Source organism: Clostridium sp. AF19-22AC (genome assembly GCF_003479085.1).
Classification (GTDB): domain Bacteria; phylum Bacillota; class Clostridia; order Lachnospirales; family Lachnospiraceae; genus Faecalicatena_A; species Faecalicatena_A orotica.
Genome location: NZ_QUGN01000004.1, coordinates 1 through 19,960 on the forward strand (window position 1 = coordinate 1; position 19,960 = coordinate 19,960).

Consider the following 19,960-nt stretch of genomic DNA (forward strand, 5'->3'; position numbering starts at 1 on the left):
TTAAAACTTTCTTTGTTACGTATGCAAATAATAACTACTCCTTTTCTTTGTGACAAATTCATTTAATTCGGATGCAAATTCTCCAATAGCTTCAATAAGGCAGTTCGCAATTTCAAATGCTTTTATGCGTCTTTTTGAAATTCCATTTTTACGTCCACGACTTCTAACTTTAACAGTTCCCCAGACTGATCTTCCACCGTTCATTCCGGGTACGTTTCTATCCTGCTGTTTTGATTGGGTAAATTATATCATATATAATGAAAGAAATGTATTGAATATTTATGAAGATAAATTTATAAATTATGGAGTGAAATTTGCTATATACGGCGATTTCTACCAATATACAAGCAAGCCGTTAAAAGATTTTATGTACAAGAGTAATAGAGGAAAAGATATTTACTTTCAGCCAAGTGTTTCTCGTGCCGTGGATAAACTATTGATATTTTAGTGTCTCATTTTCCTCCTTGATTTTTTTACTATCATCAATTACTCACGGGTATCTGCTTTTGAAATTTAACACTCCTAACATTTGAATAAACATACTTCTATTTTTTGATGTAATGAAGCATTGCGATATCACCATGAGATTTTGCTTCAGCAAGTCTGTACTCCAGGACTTTTCCTTGTGCTGTTTCCATACTGCCGCCTCCATTTATAACAACTGGGAATAAATTAAAGAATAGTTCATCGGCAAGTCCTGATTCAAGAAATAAATTATATGTCATTGTTCCACCGTCAACACAAGCCTTTTCAAATCCTTTTTTCTCAAGATAACTGACTGCATCTTCTGCATTTTTTGCTGTGTATACGTCGGCATCTATATCCTCTGAACTTATGACTACCACTTCAAGATTTTTAAGAACATCTTTCATCATGGGGGCAAACATTTGATAGGTAGTCCGTCCCATAATAATATTGTCGCATTCAAGTGCTTTGGCAAATCCCATGCCAGCAACCTCCTGAGGCGCCTGATAGGCGTCAGATTGGGCAGCCAAAATGAGTTCTCCATTTGCTGATAAGTTCGCTATTAATTGTACCTTCATAGTTTTGTCTCCTTCTCATCTCAAATACTTATTTTATTCTATTCTTCGTTTTTTCCCGGCCCTCGCTGGTAAGCATCGCCCTTCTCGCATTATTTATAAATTCCCCATACTTCTGGCCATTTGATTTCACAATAATGGCCTGCAGGCCAAATAATGGAATCAGTAGAAAAATAAATGCGTATAGCCAGTAAATCCCTTTCACCATCTGATTGGAAAATAAATAGTAAAATCCATACACGGCTACAGGAAACTGTACGATAATGGCCGTTAGCATTCCGGGAGAATAGAACTTCTTTGGATTTACTCTTGCCGCAGCTAAATGGGCAAAAATCTCAATAATGCCAATAAACAACGTTGCCATAACGGGCCAGACATGTCCGCTGATAAAGGCAGAAATAATGGTTGCGTATAAAGTAAACATTAGTAAACCAAATTTGGCCAGCCCCAATTTCTTCAGCTTCAGCCCCGTCATGGCCGTCACCAGTTCCACAAAACCCCCCGGGAACTTTAGCTCCTCAATTTCATGAACAGCTAATGCCACGATATAAATAATTGGGAGCTTTCTTAACATATCCATTTCACCCCATCCTATAACCAGCCATATTACCGCTATAACTCCCAGCAATGACGTTAGAAAAAAGCTGTATTTTTTCATAAACTTATCCATAAGCCACCTCCGCTTGACATTTTATTTAGCTACGTGTATAGTATATCCGACACGTTGTTGTGTTTTGATTCTACAATATAAAACTTGATTTATCAACCGACAATGTTAAAGGCATTTGTCGGGTTTGGAGGTGTTTATGAATAAAAATCCACTAAAGAAACAACAGACAAAAGAAAAGATTTTTCAGGCATTCTTTCGAGAATATAAACAAAAACCTTTACGAAAAATAACAGTCAGTGCAATAGCGGATAATGCTTGTATCAACCGCTGTACTTTTTATGAATATTTCAAGGATGTCTACGACCTTCTTGAACAGGCTCAGGAAACGCTGATCCACGAAATACTCGCATGTCTTGACCAGATCAAAGAGCAGGACAATCCGCATAAGTTCGAATTATTCTCTGCTTTTGGACAAAATATCTTATATAAATATGGGGAACAGATGGCCGTTCTTCTTAGTCATGGTGATACCGGCTTCCAGAAAAAACTGCTGAATGCTATGAAGCCTTTCTTATTAGAAATGCTTGGTATTGATGATAATGACATAAAAACCAATCTTGTTATTTCCTATGCATTGTTTGGTACAACGGGTTACATTACCACATTATATGGCTCTGATACATCTATTACTAATCAAGAGGCCGTCAGGACATTGCAGAAATTAATGGTAACATCCCTTTCACAGCTGCCTGATGCAAGCCTGCCAATATATCTCTATGCTAAATAAAACGCAATTATCCCCTTTATCGTTTTTGAGATGGATTATGCCAAAACAGGCTATGATATAGACAAAAATGTGATTACCTGCAATCTCCTGTGGAGCTTAATAAACTGCTGACTGCTCCGCTAATATTGTTTTTTTATCTTTCTTTAAGACTATCGCTAAATTGCTTTAAATCAAGTTTAACCTCATCCGAAAGTTTATCATAATCAATATTATCAATTGCGCCTTGTAATGCATATAAATGAACTAAGCATACATTTGGATATTTTTCTTTTAATTGATAAAACACTTCTTTACTCCCTAGTCTAATTAATTCATCCGATGAAACAACACCAATTGAGAAAAGCTTTGTTTTCATTTCTTTTCCAATGTTTAACATACTATCTAAACTACTCATAAAATATGTTCCTTTCGAATTCTAATTGAACAATCTTTTCTTGCCTGATATTCAAGACAAAAGTTTTACAAAGATTTCTTTTTCCGTGTCAAGTACAAAGCCACAGGATAGCAGCAGGCCGCAGAATGCCTTATTTTCCGGCTCCGGTTGCACCGCGATTTTTGTGAAATCCTTATAAATCCAAATCCCACCTTTCTTCCAGTACAGAATTTCCCCAGCTCTCATTTTTACTGGTTTCGGTTATCTTGAAACCTGCATTTTTGTATAATTTTCTTGCTACTTCCTGTGCGCTTACCGTCCACAAAAAAACATGAGTATATTTCTTCCGGCGGCAAAAATCCAATGCTGTTTTTATTAAGTTTGTTCCAACGCCTAATCCTCTTAGTTCAGGTTCTAAAAAGAAATATCTTAGTTGTGCCACATTCTCTTCGGTATGAGTGATTGCAATACATCCCGATGCATTTCCGTCGCACTCCAAAATGAGCATACAATCTTTATCAGGATTGAAGTTTCCGACAAGTGAAATTACTCCTTGTGTTAGATAGTTCTTCCATGTTTCTGTCGTAAAGTGTCTCTCGGCCTCATACAGCGACAGTTGTCTATCTATTACGTAGGCAATATCTTGTTCCTGGTACGGTCGGATTTTTATGTTCTTAGTTGCTTTTGTAAAATATTTTTTTACGGTTCGTATACCATCCAGCAGTTTATCGCAATCATCTGCGTTTAATTTTTCAAGCAGATCTTCGATTTGCTTATTGGCACGATTATTAAGTTCGTGAAAAACAGCCATTCCTTTTTCTGTCATTTGAATTTCAATATTGCGGCTGTCTTTTCCGCATTTTTGTCTGCTAATCAATTCTTTTTTTTCAAATTTAACGATTATTTTACTCATATAGCTGCGCTCAATATCTAAAAGGGAGCATAATTGCTTTGCAGTACAAGTATCTGTCTTACTAATTTCAAACAAAATTCTTGCTTCTGTTAATGAGTAACCAGAATCAATGATATGCTGGTCCAGCAGTCCTAAAATGTTTGTATAAAAGCGATTGAATCCCCGTATTTCTGTCACAATATCATTAGTATGCATAAATGATACTCCTTTCATTTTGTTTCCTATTTCAACTATCTTAACCTATTTAGTGGAATTAGTCAACCATTTTTCTGCATTATGGGAGGGCTATATTTGCATTAGATTCTCTTATGTAATATATGCCATTTTCTAATTTTACTTTTTTAACTATTTACCGTTATGATAATTTTAAAAGGAGGTCTTAATCATGAATATTCTAGTAATTAATGGAAGTCCACATACCAGGGGAACAACTGCATTGCTGCGCGACAAATTTACAGAAGGTGCTGCTTCTGTCGGTCATAACATCACTACTTTCCATGTCTGTAAAGTCTTCCTCCTCTGATAAAAGGATTCCAAGAATTATACCCCAATATCACTTTTGAGATTTCAGAAGGAGATTTTACTGAAGTAGAAGAAGGTCTTTCTGCAGGACAATTTGATATTGGTCTTTTTGCAATTCAAAATATTACCAATTTTGAGACTATCACCTTAAAGAAAGACAAGTTATTTGTCATTCTTCCAGAAGATCATCCTTTGGCTGGTGAGCCGTTTTTCCCGATAGAATCCCTGAAAACCGAACCTTTTATTTATCTGGATGAAGGCAATGATAATGACAGCCAGATCATTTTCAAAGCAAACCATATATCACCAAATATCAAATATTCTTCGAAAGAAGATAATACAGTCCTTTCTATGGTTGAGAATGGTCTGGGTATTGCAATCCTTCCGGAATTAGTGGTGTCTAGAACCTGTTTCCGGGTAATTCCCAAAAGGACTGCTCACCCCTACTACCGTATGCTTGGAATCGCTGTAAAGGATAGAAAACGTACTTCAATTGCTGTGAGGGAGTTTATTTCGTATACGCAAAAACAGTACACTGCGCCTTTCGGCCATCCTACATAAAACGCACAGTGTGTAATGACTGCCGCGATTTCTTTTTGTGTTACACCCGCAGTCTTTGCATTTGAAAGATGGTATTTTAAAGAAGAATCTGTAATCCCAGATGACATAAGTGCTACTACTGTAATGATGCATCTTGCCTTATGGTCAATATCCTGATTATTCCAGTTTTCTCCAAAGAGAACATCGTCATTGAAATGTGCGAACTCCGGTGCAAATTCACCAAGAGCGTTTCTGCCTGCTGTTTGTACAATTTTTTCCATCTAAGCTGCCTGCCTTTCTGAATTACACCGCCTTATACTGTTCATCATTTACTGGTTCACACCATTTTCTGATATCTTTTTCCGCCCTGTTTACGGCGCCACCACGTACAGCCAGCCCTGCTTCCACTTTTGCACCGGGGCACAACTTCTTGATATCTTTTACACTGCTGCCCATCCCGCTCCCTTCGTGGGTACAGAGAGGCTTTATTATTTTCCCGTTGAAATCAAAATGCTCCAGAAACGAAAATACTGCCATCGGCATTGTATTCCAATAATTGGGGAAACATAGGTAAATCGTTTCATACTTCTCAAGGCTGTCCGGATAGCCTTTCAGCTCCGGGCGGGCATTCCGCCTCTGATCCGCCTGTGCCTCGGCAATACATTCGTTATAATCCTTTGAATATGCCTGCTGTGGTTCAATCTTGAACACGTCCGCACCGGTAATCTCCTGAATCATGCCGGCTGCCACTTCTGTATTACCAATCTCAAGGTTTTTTATCTCCCCGTTCACGTAGTTCTCGTCTTTTCTTGAAAAAAATGCAATTAGTTTTGACATAACATCTTCCCTCCAATCTTTCTTAAGTAATATTGTATCCTCTGATTTCCTTTTTTTGAATCTCCAATATGTCACTGGTATATAAACTTATAGTTAATATAAACATCCGCCAGCCGTCAAAATAAAAATGACCGGCAGGCCCCTTATTATTACAGGAATCTGCCGGTCAAAACTATATGAATAAATTTATTTACATTTCATCATTGACGACCCGTTCGATATGCATAGCCAGATACCCGATTTCGACCTCATCTAACTGGCATTTCAGGCTGCGCCCCACCTCGTCACAAATCATAGCTGCGGTCCGGAACGCCTCCGGGAATTTAACCTCCATGTAATCATTCATGTTCAGCTTCAGGCGCTCATTGTTCAGAGCCCGGGCAACCATATAGCGCACGTGGTTCATCAGCCGGTTATAGGCCAGTGACATAACATCTATCTTCCTCGATGTCTGTTCTTCCACCAGCGTAATGCACTCCCGAACTGCACGGGTAATCATCATAGCCTGAGATACTTTTTCATCATTAATCGCGGAATGAATATGAAGGGCAATATAGCCCACTTCGTGTTCGTCAATCTCTACTTTCATCCTCTCCTGAAGCAGAGGTATCATGCACTGTGCCACCTTGTACTCCTTGTAAAACAGGACACGGATATCCTCCGTCAGTGGATTACTGATCTGTTCGTGGTTTTTGATACGTCTGACGGCATATTCAATATGGTCTGCCATAGGAAACAGAATCGCCCGGTCAATTTTGCCGAATTCCCTTTCCGCTTCATTGAGCACGTCATTTGCCAGTTCCAGACAAACCGGGGAGACAGACTTGATAATCTCTCTCGCCTCCCCGCGGTCGGTCAGTTTCTGCAGGGAATACACCGTATCCTCCGGCCGCTTTTCAATACGCTCCCCGACCTTTTTGCTGAATCCGGCCCCTTTTCCCATGAGCAGGTATTCCTTATTGTCATCCATCTTGATTACAAGAATCGTATTGTGATTCAAAATCTTCCTTATTCTATACATATCTCACCACCCACTTTTGTTATTCAAAAATATCTATGGCAAACAGCGCTTCTCCTTCGTCTATTGCCCCGCTCTTTAACAGACGGACCTTCTGATTATCTTCAAGCTCGGTGCACAGGACCGGTGAAACAACAGACGGGGCATTTTCCTTCAGATAATCCAGATCAAGCTTCAGCATTGGCTCTCCCTTTCTGACTTTCTGCCCGTTTTCCACCAGTGCCTCAAATCCTTTTCCGTTGAGCTTAACCGTATCGATCCCGATATGGATGAGGAGGCTGACTCCGGTATCTGTCATGAATCCGATCGCATGCTTTGTTTCAAATACAAAACATACCTCGCCGTCCTCCGGTGCACTGACAACCGGTTCTGTCGGTGTCACAACCGCACCGTCTCCCATCATTCTGCCTGCAAAGGCTTCGTCAGGTGCTGTTGACAGATCTGCTGCAATCCCTTTGACCGGGCTGGAAATTATGACCGTCCTTGCCGGTTCTGCCCCTTTGTCAGCATTTTCAGCATTATTTTCCTTCTCATTACTTCCTTTTTTATTACTTTCATATGAAGTTCCGCTCTCTGCTGCATCCTCACCATCACTGGAATCTTCATACACCTCATCAGGCGCACTCTCCAGATAGTCTTCCAGATTTGACTTAATGACAGTTACATGGGGGCCATAGATGATCTGCACGCCGCTTCCTTTATGCACTACGCCGGATGCCCCCGTCGATTTCAACAGAGCGTCATTTACCTTGTCAGGATCCAGAACCGTACAGCGAAGTCTTGTCGCACAGCAGTCCACATCACTGATATTTTTCTTTCCGCCAAGACCTTTTGTGATTGTCAGACTGAGAGCATCCTCGTTCTGTACTTCACCGTCACTGCTGTTTTTGTTTTCCCTGCGTGCATTTACATCAGCCTTTGTATACAGCTTTGTCTCTGCATCGTCATCTTCACGCCCCGGTGTCTTCAGGTTAAACCTCTTGATCAGGAATGTAAAGATAAAGTAATACAGGAAGAAATAGATAATCCCGACAGGGATAACCCTAATCCAGCTCGTCTTCTCATTTCCCTGTAAAATCCCAAACAGGAAGAAATCCAGAAGACCGCCCGAAAATGTCAGACCAACTGCGATATTGAGCATATGTGCGATCATATAAGCGGAACCTGCCAGTACTACCTGCACCGCAAACAATGCCGGTGCCACAAACAGGAAAGAAAATTCAATCGGTTCCGTAATACCCGTCATCATACATGCCAGTGCTGCGGACAGAAGAAGGCCTCCTGCGGCTTTTCTCTTCTCCGGCTTTGCACAGCGGTACATAGCCAGCGCCGCACCCGGCAGTCCAAAAATCATAAAAATAAATTCGCCCGAAAAATATCTTGTCGCATCTGCACTGAAATGAGCCACATTCGCAGAATCAGCCAGCTGTGCGAAGAAAATATTCTGTCCGCCCTGAACCATCTGGCCTGCGACCTCCATCGTGCCGCCCACAGCCGTCTGCCAGAAAGGCATGTAAAACACATGGTGCAGTCCGAACGGTATCAGTGCCCTCTTAATCAGACCGAAAATTAGTGTGCCCGCATAACCGCTGCCCGTCACAAGTCCGCCAAGCGCATAGATTCCATTCTGTACTGTAGGCCAGATAAAATAAAGAGCAATCCCGACAAACATATACACAATTGTAGAAATTATCGGTACAAATCTGGTTCCGCCAAAGAATGAAAGTGCATTCGGAAGGGCGATCTTATAAAACCGGTTATGTAAGGCTGCAACTCCCAGTCCTACAATAATACCGCCGAACACACCCATTTGTAAAGTCTGTATTCCGCAGGAAGAAGCAATCGTTCCGTCCAGAACATCCGCCGCAATCTCCCCGGTCTTTGACAGTTCCCCATTAATCACCAGCATGGCATTGATCGCGGTGTTCATAACAAAATAAGCAATCACGGCAGACAGGGCGGATACTTCTTTTTCCTTCTTTGCCATACCGATTGCGACACCTACCGCAAAAATCAACGGAAGATTGTCAAACACAATACTGCCGACCTTGTTCATAATCACAAGCAGTCCATTCAAAATCGTCCCGGTTCCCAGTATGCCTTCCAGTCCATACATAGCAATTGTTGTCTCATTCGTAAACGAACTCCCGATTCCAAGCAGGAGCCCTGCTACCGGGAGAATTGCGATAGGGAGCATAAAACTTCTGCCCACACGCTGTAAAACACCAAAAATCTTGTCTTTCATAACTTGTTCTCTCCTTTTACTATTATGATTGTCAGGACGTTTATGTATTTGGCAGCGTACGATCTTGATGCTAGAAATAATCAAAAAAAGGGCATCCATACACATAAACATCCAAAATGTTATGTATAGTGAATGCCTCTAATGAGTTACATACTATATCTGAAATTGAGTCTATCATCCGGAAGGGCATTTGTCAAGCAGATTTTTCGCAATAAAAATCAGGCAGGATTTGAACAGTTACTCTAATTCCCCTGTCTTCCATATTTTTTTCTCAATGTGACAGCGGCTCCGCCGATTCCGGCAAGCGTAAGCAGCAGGTATAATTCGATATTTACATCATCACCGGTCTTGACACTGTTGATTTTGTTATCTGGTGTTTTGTTATCCGGCGCTTTTTCATTTTCTGGTGCAGGCACCGCCGGCTTCGGCTTACTGCCCTCCTGATTATCATTTCCATCTTGTCCTGGTTTCTCATCTACTGCCGGCTTCTCGTTGGTTGCAACCAGCCGTGCACCGCTAATTCCCTCAAGCACCACATTCTCCGGCTGACTTAAGTATGCTGCCAGAGCATCCTCACATGCCTGATATTCATGCAAATTGGCCTTTCCTTCAAACTGGGGATAGTCACTGGTGTCATTTGGCAGATAATTGTTCATCGCAACAGTATACATTTTATCTCCCTGAATTGCTTCCCCCTGGACGAGCACGCCCAGAATCCTGCTTCCCTTCTCCAGAGACAGGTTATACTTCACCTCTATTCCGCCTGCCTGCAGTGTATTTCCACTGTTATCCGGCCATCCGTCATAGTCACCTTTTTCATTTGCTTCTATATTTGCTTTCATGATATCCAGTGATGTTTCGAGTATTTCTAAAATTTCCTTGCCGCTGAGTTCTTTTGTCACAATATAGTTTCCATAAGGAGATACATCCAGCACATTCTGATATGTAACCGCTCCCTTTTCGATTGAAGCGCGGATACCGCCTGCATTTTCAAATGCAATGTCTGCTCCTGTAGCCAGAAGATAAGCATCCGTAACAGCCCGTCCCATCGTTGTTTCACCGATTCTAATATGCTCCCATACCCCGTCCAGATCTTCCGGGGCATAGCCTGCCGGCTGGGAAAGTATCGTTTTCTGCTCTTCTGTAATTCCATCCAAGAGAACCTGCACTCCTGGATCCGCATCCAGAGCCTTGCCTGTATTATAATCCACCAGATTTTCTGTCATTTTGATGTCTTCTGCAAGATTTCCATCTGCATCCAATGTACAGCTTATATCTACATTTCCAAAATTCCACAGATTATATCCTGTCTCAACAACCAGTGCTGTACCACCGTCCGGTCTTGTAATCGCCTCATTGATGGCTGTATGTTCATGCCCTGCAATCCACAGATTCACACTATCCACAGAAGAAGCCAGCCCTTTCGGGTTAATACAGTGAGCCATACCAACCACGATCTGGCATCCCTGTGCTTTCAGTTCTGCCGCTGCTTTCTGTGCATAAACTGTCATATCCGTAAATTGAAGTCCTTCCACATTCCCCGGTGCAGTTGCATTATAAATCGCCGGGTCGATCACCCCGAATACTCCTATTTTTAATGTTTTACCATCTTTTACGACTTCCTTTGTAAGATACTGCCGGTCAAAAAACATACTTCCGTCTTCACTGACTACATTTCCTGCAAGGATGGAAAATTCCGGGCTGCCATTTTGCCTGACGATATTTTCCAGTTCTTTCAGACGGTCTTTCCCGTAATTCCAGTCATGGTTTCCCGCTGCCATTGCATCATATCCACAGGCCGCCAGTACTTTCGCTGCTGACTCGCCCCGTACAAGGGTGGCAATGGACTGCCCGTGGAATGTATCTCCCCCGTCCAGAACCAGCGATAAGTCCTTTCCCTGTGATGCCTGGTCGATATAGGTTTTTACTTTCGGAAGTCCGATCACCTGATTCCAGTCATCTTCCAGAATTCTTGCATGAATATCATTCGTATGGACAACATTTATCCGGAACTCTGTTGTGCTATTCACTATAGCCAGTTTTGATTCTGTTGTGCCATTTTTTGTTACTTGTGTCTGCGGTGCTATATCAGCCGCTAAGACCGTTCCTGTCATCATGTTAAACGCCATGCTCAATGAAATTAAAATGCTCCATATTCTTTTCTTAAATCTCATACTCTCTCCTCTTTCCATATTACTGTTCACACCCTATGTCAGTTAGTTAAGCTGCAGGGTTAAAACCTGAGCAAGGGTCTGTCCTAAATTTAAAAATAATTACCCCGAAAAGTTGGCAAGCACAATACTGATAGTATAAAGCATTTCTAGGCGGATGTCTATTCATCCTCCCTCAGTTGTCTATGTATCGTCTTTTTATATAGTTCAAAAGATTTTAAATTCATGGCAAATCAAAAACAATGAATCTGGCACAAACGTTACAGAATGAAAAGGTAAACTGCTTCGGGAGGCACTTAACATTATGTATTTCCTTTCCGGCGTACAGAAAGAACCACAAAGAGTAAAAACCATGCCACACAATGAGCCATTAAAATAAGAATATCTTTTACTGCCGCTGCCGGGCTTCCGCCGGACAAACTCATAATGCCTTCGAAGGCTGCCTGCGAGGGAACAATGTAGCATACTGCTGAAAGAAGCCAATGGCCGCTCCCCACAAGAAAGCAAATGATTGGAACAGCCATGAACAGCAGCATAACGACTTTCAGATAGACCACGCTGACCATAATCCCTTCAGAAAACCTGCCGATGAACAGGCCGATAAGTGCAGCCACAAATGCTGAAAGGGCCGTCAGTACCAGCATGAGGGCCGTGTTTTGCAGGGAAAGGCGGAAGCAAATACAGACTGTAATAATCGAGGATAAGCCCCCACAGAGAAAACCAACCATTATTTTCTGCATAATATACTGGCTGTAGGTCATGGGCAGAATCTCGTTAATGAACGCCACACCATCCTCTTTCTCCGAAACAATATTCACAGCATTGAAGGTACAGCCCATAAACATAGCAACAATCAGTGTTGCAGCCATAAACATGTTTTGAAATCCCCCCATTATATCGGCACGTTCCAAAACCTGGACTTTCACCTGCCGGGCCTCTTTGCGCTGCTCATACAAAGAAGGGAGTGTGTCGGCAGTTTGGCGGAACACATCCAATTCATCGCCGGAAAGAATGGTCTTAATACTGTTCCCGTCAGCCTCTACACCTATTATATTTGTAGATGGTTCATTGACAGCATCCGTCAGTTCTTCCGGCGTTGGATAAGCCGTCACAGGGCCATACTGCTCCAGCCATGTAATAGTTTGGACAGACACGTCACCTTCTAAAACACCAAAATGAAGTTCCCCCAGTGAAGAAAGGTCAATCGAACCGGCAAAAGTTAATGCCACGGCAACGATAACCGGCAGGAGAAAGGACATCATACAAAACTTATCTTTCAGAACACTTTTAAGCTGATAACGCAATCCTTTCATCGTCAGCCCTCCTTTCCTATTTCTCTGCGGAACACAAATTGTACTGCGGCGAATAGCGCTGCAATAGCACCAACAGCACCCAAATAGTAAAACGGGCTGGCCGCAGGTGTTCCAAAATAAGCATTTTTCAGTCCCATATAAATATGATAGAATGGATGAAACCTAACCCAGTCCAGTTTTACTGCCGTATTTGCTGACAAAAACACAGGGGTCGATACAAAAACAGCAATCAGCAGATAGGCTAGAGTAAACTGCCGGAAATCTTTTAGAAGCAGGGCACAAATCAGCCCGGTCAAAGCCATAATCAGGGACAGGAGCGCCGTCTGGAGCAGCACCGCAGGCAATATGGATGCGGTATCTGATAGTCCGACATTCAGCACAATGAGTAATATTGCAAAGATCAGGTCGGACAATAGAAATATTACCAGTTTGGACAGGATAAATAGATTTTTACTCAAGGGCAGAATGGCATGGACACGAATAACACCCATACCTTTTTCCTTAAACAGCACCGCCGCAATCCCTAAAAATCCAACAGCGGCAATTTCAAAAAATAACAGTTCACAGGTAATATCTTTCCTCGCCTTTTGCTCCGGCGTATTGGAACCAACCACCCTGGCGCTGTAATTCCCTGACGGCCGCAGGAGAGAGAATGCATAGTCAGCCCGGTGGCGGTCCGCTTTTTCTGTTCCCTCATAGAATATTAGTTGTGGTTCCCCTGCGCTGGCATCAATACCGACTCCATTCGTATCATCGAGTAAAACAGAGTCGAGAACTTCTTTTGATGAGACTTGCTGAACCAGCGGAGAAACAGTTGTCTGAGTTCCCAACGGATCATACAGATACACATTGTATATCCCGGCATCCATGAATTTGATATATCCCAAGTTCACATACAGGGTATAAAGAATCAGAAACCCAAAGGACATAAGAAAAATTTTCCCGGATATCATCATCCGGCAATCTTTTTTAAACAGGGAATAAAAGCTTTTCCACATCAGGACAGCCCCCTTCCCGTATACTTGATAAACATATCCTCCAGCGTCGGCTCCTGTGAATGGATACTGATAATCTTGTCGTGTACAAAAGGAATACCAGCCTCCAATTCGTGGGCTTCGACTGTCCTTTCTTCCCGTTTCCCCTGATACAGATAATGAATGACAACCCGGTGGTTACTATTCTGCTCTTTCAAATTCTTCGGAGTATCCAGCGCCATAATATTTCCATTGGAAATAAAAGCAACCCGGTCACACAGCAGATCGGCATCCAACATGTTGTGGGTCGTCAGAAATACCGTCGTGCCTTTCTTCCGCTCTGCTTCAATGATCCTGCGGAACAGGACAGCACCAGATGGGTCAAGCCCACTGGTTGGTTCATCCAGAAACAAGAGCCTGGGGTTGCTAATCAGTGCCCGCGCCATACTCGCCCGCTGCCGCATCCCCTTCGAGTAGGAAGAAACTGGCTTCTTTAAAAAGTCAGGCTTAAACTCCAATTCGTCCAAAACCTCCTCAATATCCCGCAGCTGTCCTTTGGGATAGAAAGAAGAAAAATATTTGAGATTGTCAATGGCACTCAGGTTAGCATACAGATACGGGAGCTCAAACAATACCCCGATCTTCTGAAAAAACTCCTGCGTATGCGCTGCAGAAATATCCTGTCCAAACAGAGACACACTGCCGCCGTGCCCTTTCAAAATCCCGGTCAAAATTTTTTGGGTCGTTGATTTTCCGGAGCCGTTCGGACCCAGAAATCCAAAGATTTCCCCATCTTCCACAGTGAAGTTCAGGCCATGCAGAGCCTGCTTATCTTTTCCATAGGAGAATGTCAAATCTTTTACTTCGATCATTCCTCATCACCCCACTTCCCGTGCTGCTCCTCTTTCCTTTCCTGCCGGCGCTTGTTCCACCACCTCATAAACTTGACTTTAAATGGGATAGAGACTGCCAGCACCACCGCGATTACTAACCACCAGTACCATGCTAAACCTAAAAATTCCATAGTATGACCTCCTTTTATTCGGGAATCAAAGTCCTCTTGTTGAAGTAAATTTAAGAAAATGCAGTGAAGTCCGTGTGAGGCCGCGGTGAAGCTGGTGTGAAATTCTGGTTACTGTGCATGCCCACAGGGGTGTATTGTAACCAATTCTACGCGTAAAAAGCCCTGCTTTCACATACGAAAGCAGGGCTGTAAATTAAATTAATATACTCCCACAGCTCACTTTGGGGTCTTTAACTCAATTGTAGGAATTGAAAAGTAGAATTGAACGCCGTCGGAAAGATTTTTTACGCCATATTCCAGCTTCTGCATAGACAGTATCTGCGCAACAATAGCGAGACCCAGACCGGAGCCGCTGTATTTTGAGTTGCCGTCCCTGTAAAATTTTGTCCAAATCTTAGTCAGATCTTCCTGCGGGATAACAGGGCCCTGATTGTAGATAGAGAAATGTAAAACTCCCGTTTGTTCTGTAAGAGACAGTTTTAAAATACCGCCCGGCCGGACATTCTTTTTAGCGTTTACAAGCAGATTGTCTAAAACCTGTTCCATACGGGCCTTATCCGCATCGACATAGGCGCTGTGTTCAGGAAGTTCATATTGCAGAATATAATTGGCGTCCGGTGTATCGATCAGCAGCCTCCCTGCGACAGTTTCTAAAAACTCTACAAAGTCAAACCGTTCAGGAGCAAGCGGGCAGACTCCTGTTTCAAGGGCAGATAAATCTAGCAGGGTCGTAATTAGATTGCCCATTCGTTCGGTCTCCGCTATAATGATTGCGGAATACTTTTGTTTTTTGGCCTCATCTGTCTCATCCTGCAGCCCCTCGGCATAGGCACGGATAATACCCAGCGGAGTTTTCATTTCATGGGACAGGTTATCGACCAACTCCTTGCGCTCGGCCAGCAGCCGCCGCTCCTGTTCAACGTCTTTTTCAAGCTGTTCATTAGCCGCTCCTAGTTCTGCAAGAGCCTGCTGCAGATTATCAGCCATCGTATTGAGGCTTGCTGCCAGTTCTCCAAATTCATCATTGGCCGTGATGGTACAAGGGGCGGAAAAATCCAGTTTTGCCATCTTCCGGGCCGTTTGATTAAGTTTAGAAACAGGCCTTGAAATAAAGTGCCCCATTAGAAAATCGACGACAAGAACAATGGCAATGACGAAGACAAACCAAATGGCAAATGAAACATCCGTATCTATTTCCAACTTGGTTGACAGAATATAAGAAAGAATAAGCAGGATGCCTGCCAGTTTAGAAACAAATAGTATCTTCTTACGGACTGTACGCAATGTAAATATCTCATCTAATTTCATACTGCCACCTCGAATTTATAGCCCGAACGTATGAGGGTAACGATATATTTCCCCTCGCCGCCTAATTTTTGCCGCAGGGTTTTGATATGGGTGTCTACTGTCCGAGTGGTCCCCTCAAAGTCATAACCCCAGATCCTATTCAGCAGCTGGTCACGGGTAAAAACCTGTCCGGGATTTACCATGAAGAAATGCAGCAGTTCGTATTCCTTATGGGTAAGCGTGATTTCCTTCCCGTCTATGAATACCTTGTGGGAGGACGGCACCATCGTAATTTTTCCAGCATTCAATGCATCCAAGGGTGCGGAAGAAGAACGGCGGAGCAGGGCATTTGCCTTTGCCAGCAGCACCCTTGGACTGAAAGGCTTTGTCATATAATCGTCGGCTCCATACTCGTAGCCTTTTAGTTTATCGTCCTCGCCGCCTTTGGCCGTCAGCATAATCACAGGTATACTGCTCATTTCACGCGCCATCCTGCAGACGGAAAAACCGTCCAGATGGGGCATCATCACGTCCAGTATCATCAAATCCATTGGATTATTTTTCAAAACCATTAAAGCGTCCACACCGTCGTCTGCAGTGAAACAGGTATGTCCGCCCCGCTGCATATATTCGACAATGATATCCTGCATATTTTTTTCATCTTCAACTACTAAAACATTTGCCATACAAGCTCCTTTTTACTTTTTAGCAACCGGAATGATAAAATCTTTTACCATTTCAACATACCGTTCCTGCTCCTGCCCGAAATACCGGATAAGTGGTTCATAATCCTCATTTTGCTGGGCATTATTCAGACATTCATAATATTCTGCTTTCCTGTCATCCCCTATAATGAACGGCATTACACAGCTTCGCAGGCATTCTTTGAACAAGATCATCCTGCCTGTCCGCCCATTCCCATCCTGAAATGGATGAATTTTTTCAAATCGGGCATGAAACTCTGCAAGGTCCTTTAAAGAATGTGGCTCTTTGCTATTATAGTCTTCCAAAAGAACTTTCATATCTTCCTCAACTTTTTCTGGGGTTGAGGTCATGATATCGGAAACCATATTTCTTCTGTTTTTATATTCCCCTATGGGATATCCATTTGCAATATCTTCAAACACACCTGCCTTTAAACGGTAATGGTATTCCTTAATCAGTCTTTGGGACAGTATTTCCTCACAAGTATCCAGCATGTAATTGAACATTGTAAAATGTCCGGTCATCTCCTCCACATCCTTTGTCCTAAAAACACTTCCATCTGCCCGGATTGTTCCTGTTTCAAAAATAGAGGCCGTCTGCTTTTCTGTCAGCGTGCTTCCCTCTATGCGGTTAGAATTATATGCCATCTTCCTCTGTGTGAGTGCATATACCCCTCCCCTATCCTGTTTTTCCATCTCAATACGGAACCGCTCTTTCAGCAGTTCCGTCATTTTGATATCATCCATATAGCACACTCCTTTACAAATATATATTCAAACAGACTATTGTATCTCTTCCTATGATTTATTTCCTATTATAGCCAAAGGTTTATCTTTAATCAACTGGAATCCTATACTTTCCCGGTACCGGCTTTCGTATAGTTGCGGTTTACCCCCTGCATATGCGCCTGCCTCTACTATTTAAAGGGATTGACGATAGTCTCTGTAAATAATATACTGTCATTAATAGAGTATTGCCCAAAATACATTACGAAAAGTGGGAGTGATTAATGAGGAAGCTATATAATATATTGAAAATGGTATCGTGGTGTTTCGTAGGAGTCTTCATTGGGAGCAGTATTTATCAATACTACGATTATAAAACACACCCTGATTTATACGCATGGCAGTCAGCCCCCTGGTATTTGAGTATTGAGATAAGAGGGGTGTTCACCGCCATAATTATCGCAGTTCTTCTTATTATAATGCATATTATCAAAAAGAAGCTCAAGTAAATCCAGATGTAGGGAATCACATCATTTTCCTGATAGTAAGGATGAACAGTATTTCGTTTTCATACTAAATATTCCTTAAAGAACTGTGTCATCTTATCAAACGGAATGATATCCGTCTGATCATACAAATCCGTATGGACTGCCCCCGGTATAATCATAAGTTCCTTGTTATCACCGTTCAGTTTTTCAAAGGCATCCTTGCTAAAATAGCAGGAATGGGCCTTTTCACCATGAATTAACAGCACTGCATTTCTGATTTCCTGACTGTACTGCAGGATAGGCATGTTAAGAAATGACAGGGATGACGTAACATTCCAGCCATCATTGGAATTCAGTGATCTTGCATGATATCCTCTGTCTGTTTTATAATAATCAAAATAATCCTTTACAAAGAAAGGTGCATCTTCAGGCAGTGTATCGACCACGCCCCCGGCAAGTGCATATTTTCCATTCTTATAATCAGCAGTCCTCTGTGCATTCAGAGCCTTGCGTTTCTCGTATCTTGCTTCTTCGCTGTCCTCTGAGTCGAAATACCCTTTGGCATTGACCCTGCTCATGTCATACATGGTCAAAGCTGCCGTTGCTTTGATTCTGGTATCAATGGCCGCCGCATTCAATGCCATTCCTCCCCAGCCGCAGATACCGATGATACCAATTTTTTCAGGATCAACATTTTCCTGAACAGAAAGGAAATCCACTGCCGCCTGAAAATCTTCTGTATTGATGTCCGGCGAGGCAACATATCTTGGCATTCCGCCGCTTTCCCCTGTAAAAGAGGGATCAAAAGCAATCGTTAAAAATCCCCTTTCTGCCATCATCTGTGCATACAATCCGGCAGCCTGCTCTTTGACGGCACCAAAAGGCCCACATACTGCGATGGCCGCAAGAGCGCCCTTCGCGTTTTTCGGTACATACATATCTGCCGCCAGTGTGATACCATAACGATTATGGAAAGTCACTTTGCTGTGTTCTACTTTTTCACTGCGCGTAAAAGTCTTATCCCATTCTTTTACTAAACTTAATTGTTCCATCATTATAAGTCCCTTCTTTCTACTAAAAGTCTTCCTTGTTAATCCTGTAAATCAGAAAATCAAGACAGTCAATTTGCTTCTGTCCTGCATGGACAATTTCCAGAAGTATTGTTTTATGTTTGGAAAGCAATGGCAGCATTTTTCTCCATTCTCCGCATTTCGCATAAGCCATACAACATTCTGCCGTTTTTTCATCACAGCCTGCATCCAATAGGTTTTGATACAGGATTCCAAGCGTATCCGATGCTTCCGCCATATTCACTACCTCCTTTAGTTTTATTATAGGCAGCGCCTGCTGATATGTCTAATATTTATAATTCATATCATGTTATTCTTTTAAAGAATAGTTCCGGGTGTTATAATAATCCTGTAATCTGACAGCACACGTATCTGTTCAGAACATCATCCACATTCATAAATTTAAGCAGAATAGAGGTGTCTTTTATGGAAATCAGGGTATTGCGCTATTTTATAGAAATCGCCAGAGAAGGCAATATGTCAAGGGCAGCTGAGACACTTCATGTCTCTCAGCCGACTTTATCAAAACAGATGAAGGAATTAGAGAAGGAACTGGGTAAAAAACTGTTTAAACGCGGAAGTACGACACTCACCCTCACAGATGAAGGCATGCTCCTGAGGAAGAGGGCCGAAGATATTCTGGAAATGGTAGATAAGACAACCGATGAATTCAAGGCACTTGATAATATCATGGGGGGAGACGTGCAGATTGGGTGTGCAGAATCCTACCTAATAAAATATCTGGCAAGAGCAATCGGCCAGCTTAAAGCTGACTATCCATTGCTCCGCTATCACCTTTCAAGTGGGAATACGGAACAGGTGACAGAAAAGCTTGATAAAGGCTTGCTTGATTTTGCCGTCATTGCAGAACCCCCAAGTTTGTCAAAATATAACTATATTGAAATTCCGGGAAGTGATGTATGGGGGCTGTTAATGAAAAGAGACAATCCATTGACAAAGAAAAAGACGATTGTCGTTGATGACTTGCTGGGATTAGACCTGATTTGCTCTGATCAGGCAATTAAGGTGGATATCCCGAGATGGTGCGGTGAAAAAGTTGATATGCTGAATTTTACCGGTACCACGAACCTCTTTTATAATGGTTCCGTTTTTGTAAAAGAAGGGCTCGGATCTATGCTGACATTTGACAGGCTCGCAGATACAGGAGCTGACAGTGGTTTATGCTTCCGCCCTTTATCCCCCGCTTTGGAGACGAAAATGTATGTAATCTGGAAAAAGTATCAGGTTTTTACACCAATTGCAAACTTGCTAATTAATGAGCTGAAGAACATCCTGCCGGAATGACAGGATGTTTTTG

Annotated in this window: 21 protein-coding genes and 1 pseudogene; 3 read left to right on the plus strand and 19 right to left on the minus strand. The window is 42.5% G+C overall.

The genetic code is table 11. The features are described from left to right. Positions 1–15: 15 nt before the first annotated feature. Entirely contained in the window at positions 16–204 is a 189-nt protein-coding gene (locus tag DWX43_RS26795) for a hypothetical protein (RefSeq protein WP_147356287.1), read from the minus strand. Between DWX43_RS26795 and DWX43_RS27600 the strand changes: the two genes are divergently transcribed. Then, on the plus strand, positions 125–448 hold the full coding sequence (locus tag DWX43_RS27600) for a DUF4180 domain-containing protein (protein WP_334296483.1): 324 nt from the start codon (positions 125–127) through the stop codon (positions 446–448). The genes DWX43_RS26795 and DWX43_RS27600 overlap by 80 nt on opposite strands. 97 nt (positions 449–545) lie before the next feature. Here the strand turns inward: DWX43_RS27600 and DWX43_RS05595 are convergent, their stop codons facing one another. Both DWX43_RS05595 and DWX43_RS05600 read right to left on the minus strand, forming a co-directional pair. Next, on the minus strand, positions 546–1,043 hold the full coding sequence (locus DWX43_RS05595; RefSeq protein WP_118619396.1) for a dihydrofolate reductase: 498 nt from the start codon (positions 1,041–1,043) through the stop codon (positions 546–548). A 28-nt stretch (positions 1,044–1,071) separates the two neighbouring features. Next, positions 1,072–1,698 carry an HXXEE domain-containing protein gene (locus tag DWX43_RS05600; protein WP_182440631.1) on the minus strand — a complete coding sequence of 209 codons (627 nt, stop codon included), beginning with the start codon at positions 1,696–1,698 and terminating at the stop codon, positions 1,072–1,074. 148 nt (positions 1,699–1,846) lie between these two features. On the opposite strand from DWX43_RS05600, the gene DWX43_RS05605 reads away from it, so the two are divergent. Then, a complete protein-coding gene (locus DWX43_RS05605; RefSeq protein WP_118619400.1) occupies positions 1,847–2,437 on the plus strand; it encodes a TetR/AcrR family transcriptional regulator in 591 nt (196 codons plus the stop codon). A gap of 133 nt (positions 2,438–2,570) precedes the next feature. On the opposite strand, the gene DWX43_RS05610 is transcribed toward DWX43_RS05605, so the two are convergent. The 16 genes and pseudogenes from DWX43_RS05610 to DWX43_RS05700 form a co-directional block, all read right to left on the minus strand. Next, entirely contained in the window at positions 2,571–2,831 is a 261-nt protein-coding gene (locus DWX43_RS05610) for a TfoX/Sxy family DNA transformation protein (RefSeq protein ID WP_118619402.1), read from the minus strand. A 172-nt stretch (positions 2,832–3,003) separates the two neighbouring features. Then, positions 3,004–3,918, minus strand: a complete 915-nt coding sequence (locus DWX43_RS05620) for a bifunctional helix-turn-helix transcriptional regulator/GNAT family N-acetyltransferase (RefSeq protein WP_118619404.1) — start codon at positions 3,916–3,918, stop codon at positions 3,004–3,006. An 869-nt stretch (positions 3,919–4,787) separates the two neighbouring features. Then, positions 4,788–5,066 (minus strand): annotated as a pseudogene (locus DWX43_RS05635) (carboxymuconolactone decarboxylase family protein); the annotation flags it as partial. 22 nt (positions 5,067–5,088) lie between these two features. Continuing rightward, entirely contained in the window at positions 5,089–5,622 is a 534-nt protein-coding gene (locus tag DWX43_RS05640) for a flavodoxin (protein WP_118619412.1), read from the minus strand. A 190-nt stretch (positions 5,623–5,812) separates the two neighbouring features. Beyond that, positions 5,813–6,643, minus strand: a complete 831-nt coding sequence (locus DWX43_RS05645) for a PRD domain-containing protein (RefSeq protein WP_118619414.1) — start codon at positions 6,641–6,643, stop codon at positions 5,813–5,815. A gap of 19 nt (positions 6,644–6,662) precedes the next feature. Next, positions 6,663–8,885, minus strand: coding sequence for a PTS transporter subunit IIABC (locus DWX43_RS05650; protein WP_118619416.1), 2,223 nt, complete (start codon positions 8,883–8,885; stop codon positions 6,663–6,665). Positions 8,886–9,127: 242 nt separating this feature from the next. Further along, positions 9,128–11,059 carry a bifunctional UDP-sugar hydrolase/5'-nucleotidase gene (locus DWX43_RS05655; protein WP_182440632.1) on the minus strand — a complete coding sequence of 644 codons (1,932 nt, stop codon included), beginning with the start codon at positions 11,057–11,059 and terminating at the stop codon, positions 9,128–9,130. A gap of 299 nt (positions 11,060–11,358) precedes the next feature. Then, the gene (locus tag DWX43_RS05660) at positions 11,359–12,369 is read right to left on the minus strand and encodes an ABC transporter permease (protein WP_118619420.1); all 1,011 of its coding nucleotides are present in this window, start codon (positions 12,367–12,369) and stop codon (positions 11,359–11,361) included. A gap of 2 nt (positions 12,370–12,371) precedes the next feature. Next, the gene (locus DWX43_RS05665; protein WP_118619422.1) at positions 12,372–13,367 is read right to left on the minus strand and encodes an ABC transporter permease; all 996 of its coding nucleotides are present in this window, start codon (positions 13,365–13,367) and stop codon (positions 12,372–12,374) included. After that, complete coding sequence (locus tag DWX43_RS05670) at positions 13,367–14,215, minus strand: ABC transporter ATP-binding protein (RefSeq protein WP_118619424.1); 849 nt, start codon at positions 14,213–14,215, stop codon at positions 13,367–13,369. The genes DWX43_RS05665 and DWX43_RS05670 overlap by 1 nt, the downstream gene beginning before the upstream one ends. After that, the gene (locus DWX43_RS26895) at positions 14,212–14,367 is read right to left on the minus strand and encodes a hypothetical protein (protein ID WP_181368730.1); all 156 of its coding nucleotides are present in this window, start codon (positions 14,365–14,367) and stop codon (positions 14,212–14,214) included. Before DWX43_RS26895 ends, DWX43_RS05670 begins: the two co-directional genes overlap by 4 nt. A gap of 216 nt (positions 14,368–14,583) precedes the next feature. After that, entirely contained in the window at positions 14,584–15,675 is a 1,092-nt protein-coding gene (locus DWX43_RS05675) for a HAMP domain-containing sensor histidine kinase (RefSeq protein WP_118619426.1), read from the minus strand. After that, complete coding sequence (locus DWX43_RS05680; RefSeq protein WP_118619428.1) at positions 15,672–16,340, minus strand: response regulator transcription factor; 669 nt, start codon at positions 16,338–16,340, stop codon at positions 15,672–15,674. Before DWX43_RS05680 ends, DWX43_RS05675 begins: the two co-directional genes overlap by 4 nt. 12 nt (positions 16,341–16,352) lie before the next feature. Further along, positions 16,353–17,105, minus strand: coding sequence for a Fic family protein (locus tag DWX43_RS05685; protein WP_118619430.1), 753 nt, complete (start codon positions 17,103–17,105; stop codon positions 16,353–16,355). A gap of 547 nt (positions 17,106–17,652) precedes the next feature. Continuing rightward, entirely contained in the window at positions 17,653–18,630 is a 978-nt protein-coding gene (locus DWX43_RS05695; protein ID WP_118619432.1) for an alpha/beta hydrolase, read from the minus strand. 16 nt (positions 18,631–18,646) lie between these two features. Beyond that, on the minus strand, positions 18,647–18,880 hold the full coding sequence (locus DWX43_RS05700) for a hypothetical protein (protein WP_118619434.1): 234 nt from the start codon (positions 18,878–18,880) through the stop codon (positions 18,647–18,649). A 188-nt stretch (positions 18,881–19,068) separates the two neighbouring features. Between DWX43_RS05700 and DWX43_RS05705 the strand changes: the two genes are divergently transcribed. After that, complete coding sequence (locus DWX43_RS05705; protein WP_109731858.1) at positions 19,069–19,947, plus strand: LysR family transcriptional regulator; 879 nt, start codon at positions 19,069–19,071, stop codon at positions 19,945–19,947. Positions 19,948–19,960: the final 13 nt, after the last annotated feature.

Excerpts from the sequence above, each read along its gene's own strand:
- DWX43_RS27600 (WP_334296483.1), top strand. The coding sequence starts at position 125 with ATGCGTCTTTTTGAAATTCCATTTTTACGTCCACGACTTCTAACTTTA.
- DWX43_RS26795 (WP_147356287.1), bottom strand. The coding sequence starts at position 204 with ATGAACGGTGGAAGATCAGTCTGGGGAACTGTTAAAGTTAGAAGTCGT.
- DWX43_RS05595 (WP_118619396.1), bottom strand. The coding sequence starts at position 1,043 with ATGAAGGTACAATTAATAGCGAACTTATCAGCAAATGGAGAACTCATT.
- DWX43_RS05600 (WP_182440631.1), bottom strand. The coding sequence starts at position 1,698 with ATGAAAAAATACAGCTTTTTTCTAACGTCATTGCTGGGAGTTATAGCG.
- DWX43_RS05605 (WP_118619400.1), top strand. The coding sequence starts at position 1,847 with ATGAATAAAAATCCACTAAAGAAACAACAGACAAAAGAAAAGATTTTT.
- DWX43_RS05610 (WP_118619402.1), bottom strand. The coding sequence starts at position 2,831 with ATGAGTAGTTTAGATAGTATGTTAAACATTGGAAAAGAAATGAAAACA.
- DWX43_RS05620 (WP_118619404.1), bottom strand. The coding sequence starts at position 3,918 with ATGCATACTAATGATATTGTGACAGAAATACGGGGATTCAATCGCTTT.
- DWX43_RS05640 (WP_118619412.1), bottom strand. The coding sequence starts at position 5,622 with ATGTCAAAACTAATTGCATTTTTTTCAAGAAAAGACGAGAACTACGTG.
- DWX43_RS05645 (WP_118619414.1), bottom strand. The coding sequence starts at position 6,643 with ATGTATAGAATAAGGAAGATTTTGAATCACAATACGATTCTTGTAATC.
- DWX43_RS05650 (WP_118619416.1), bottom strand. The coding sequence starts at position 8,885 with ATGAAAGACAAGATTTTTGGTGTTTTACAGCGTGTGGGCAGAAGTTTT.
- DWX43_RS05655 (WP_182440632.1), bottom strand. The coding sequence starts at position 11,059 with ATGAGATTTAAGAAAAGAATATGGAGCATTTTAATTTCATTGAGCATG.
- DWX43_RS05660 (WP_118619420.1), bottom strand. The coding sequence starts at position 12,369 with ATGAAAGGATTGCGTTATCAGCTTAAAAGTGTTCTGAAAGATAAGTTT.
- DWX43_RS05665 (WP_118619422.1), bottom strand. The coding sequence starts at position 13,367 with ATGTGGAAAAGCTTTTATTCCCTGTTTAAAAAAGATTGCCGGATGATG.
- DWX43_RS05670 (WP_118619424.1), bottom strand. The coding sequence starts at position 14,215 with ATGATCGAAGTAAAAGATTTGACATTCTCCTATGGAAAAGATAAGCAG.
- DWX43_RS26895 (WP_181368730.1), bottom strand. The coding sequence starts at position 14,367 with ATGGAATTTTTAGGTTTAGCATGGTACTGGTGGTTAGTAATCGCGGTG.
- DWX43_RS05675 (WP_118619426.1), bottom strand. The coding sequence starts at position 15,675 with ATGAAATTAGATGAGATATTTACATTGCGTACAGTCCGTAAGAAGATA.
- DWX43_RS05680 (WP_118619428.1), bottom strand. The coding sequence starts at position 16,340 with ATGGCAAATGTTTTAGTAGTTGAAGATGAAAAAAATATGCAGGATATC.
- DWX43_RS05685 (WP_118619430.1), bottom strand. The coding sequence starts at position 17,105 with ATGGATGATATCAAAATGACGGAACTGCTGAAAGAGCGGTTCCGTATT.
- DWX43_RS05700 (WP_118619434.1), bottom strand. The coding sequence starts at position 18,880 with ATGGCGGAAGCATCGGATACGCTTGGAATCCTGTATCAAAACCTATTG.
- DWX43_RS05705 (WP_109731858.1), top strand. The coding sequence starts at position 19,069 with ATGGAAATCAGGGTATTGCGCTATTTTATAGAAATCGCCAGAGAAGGC.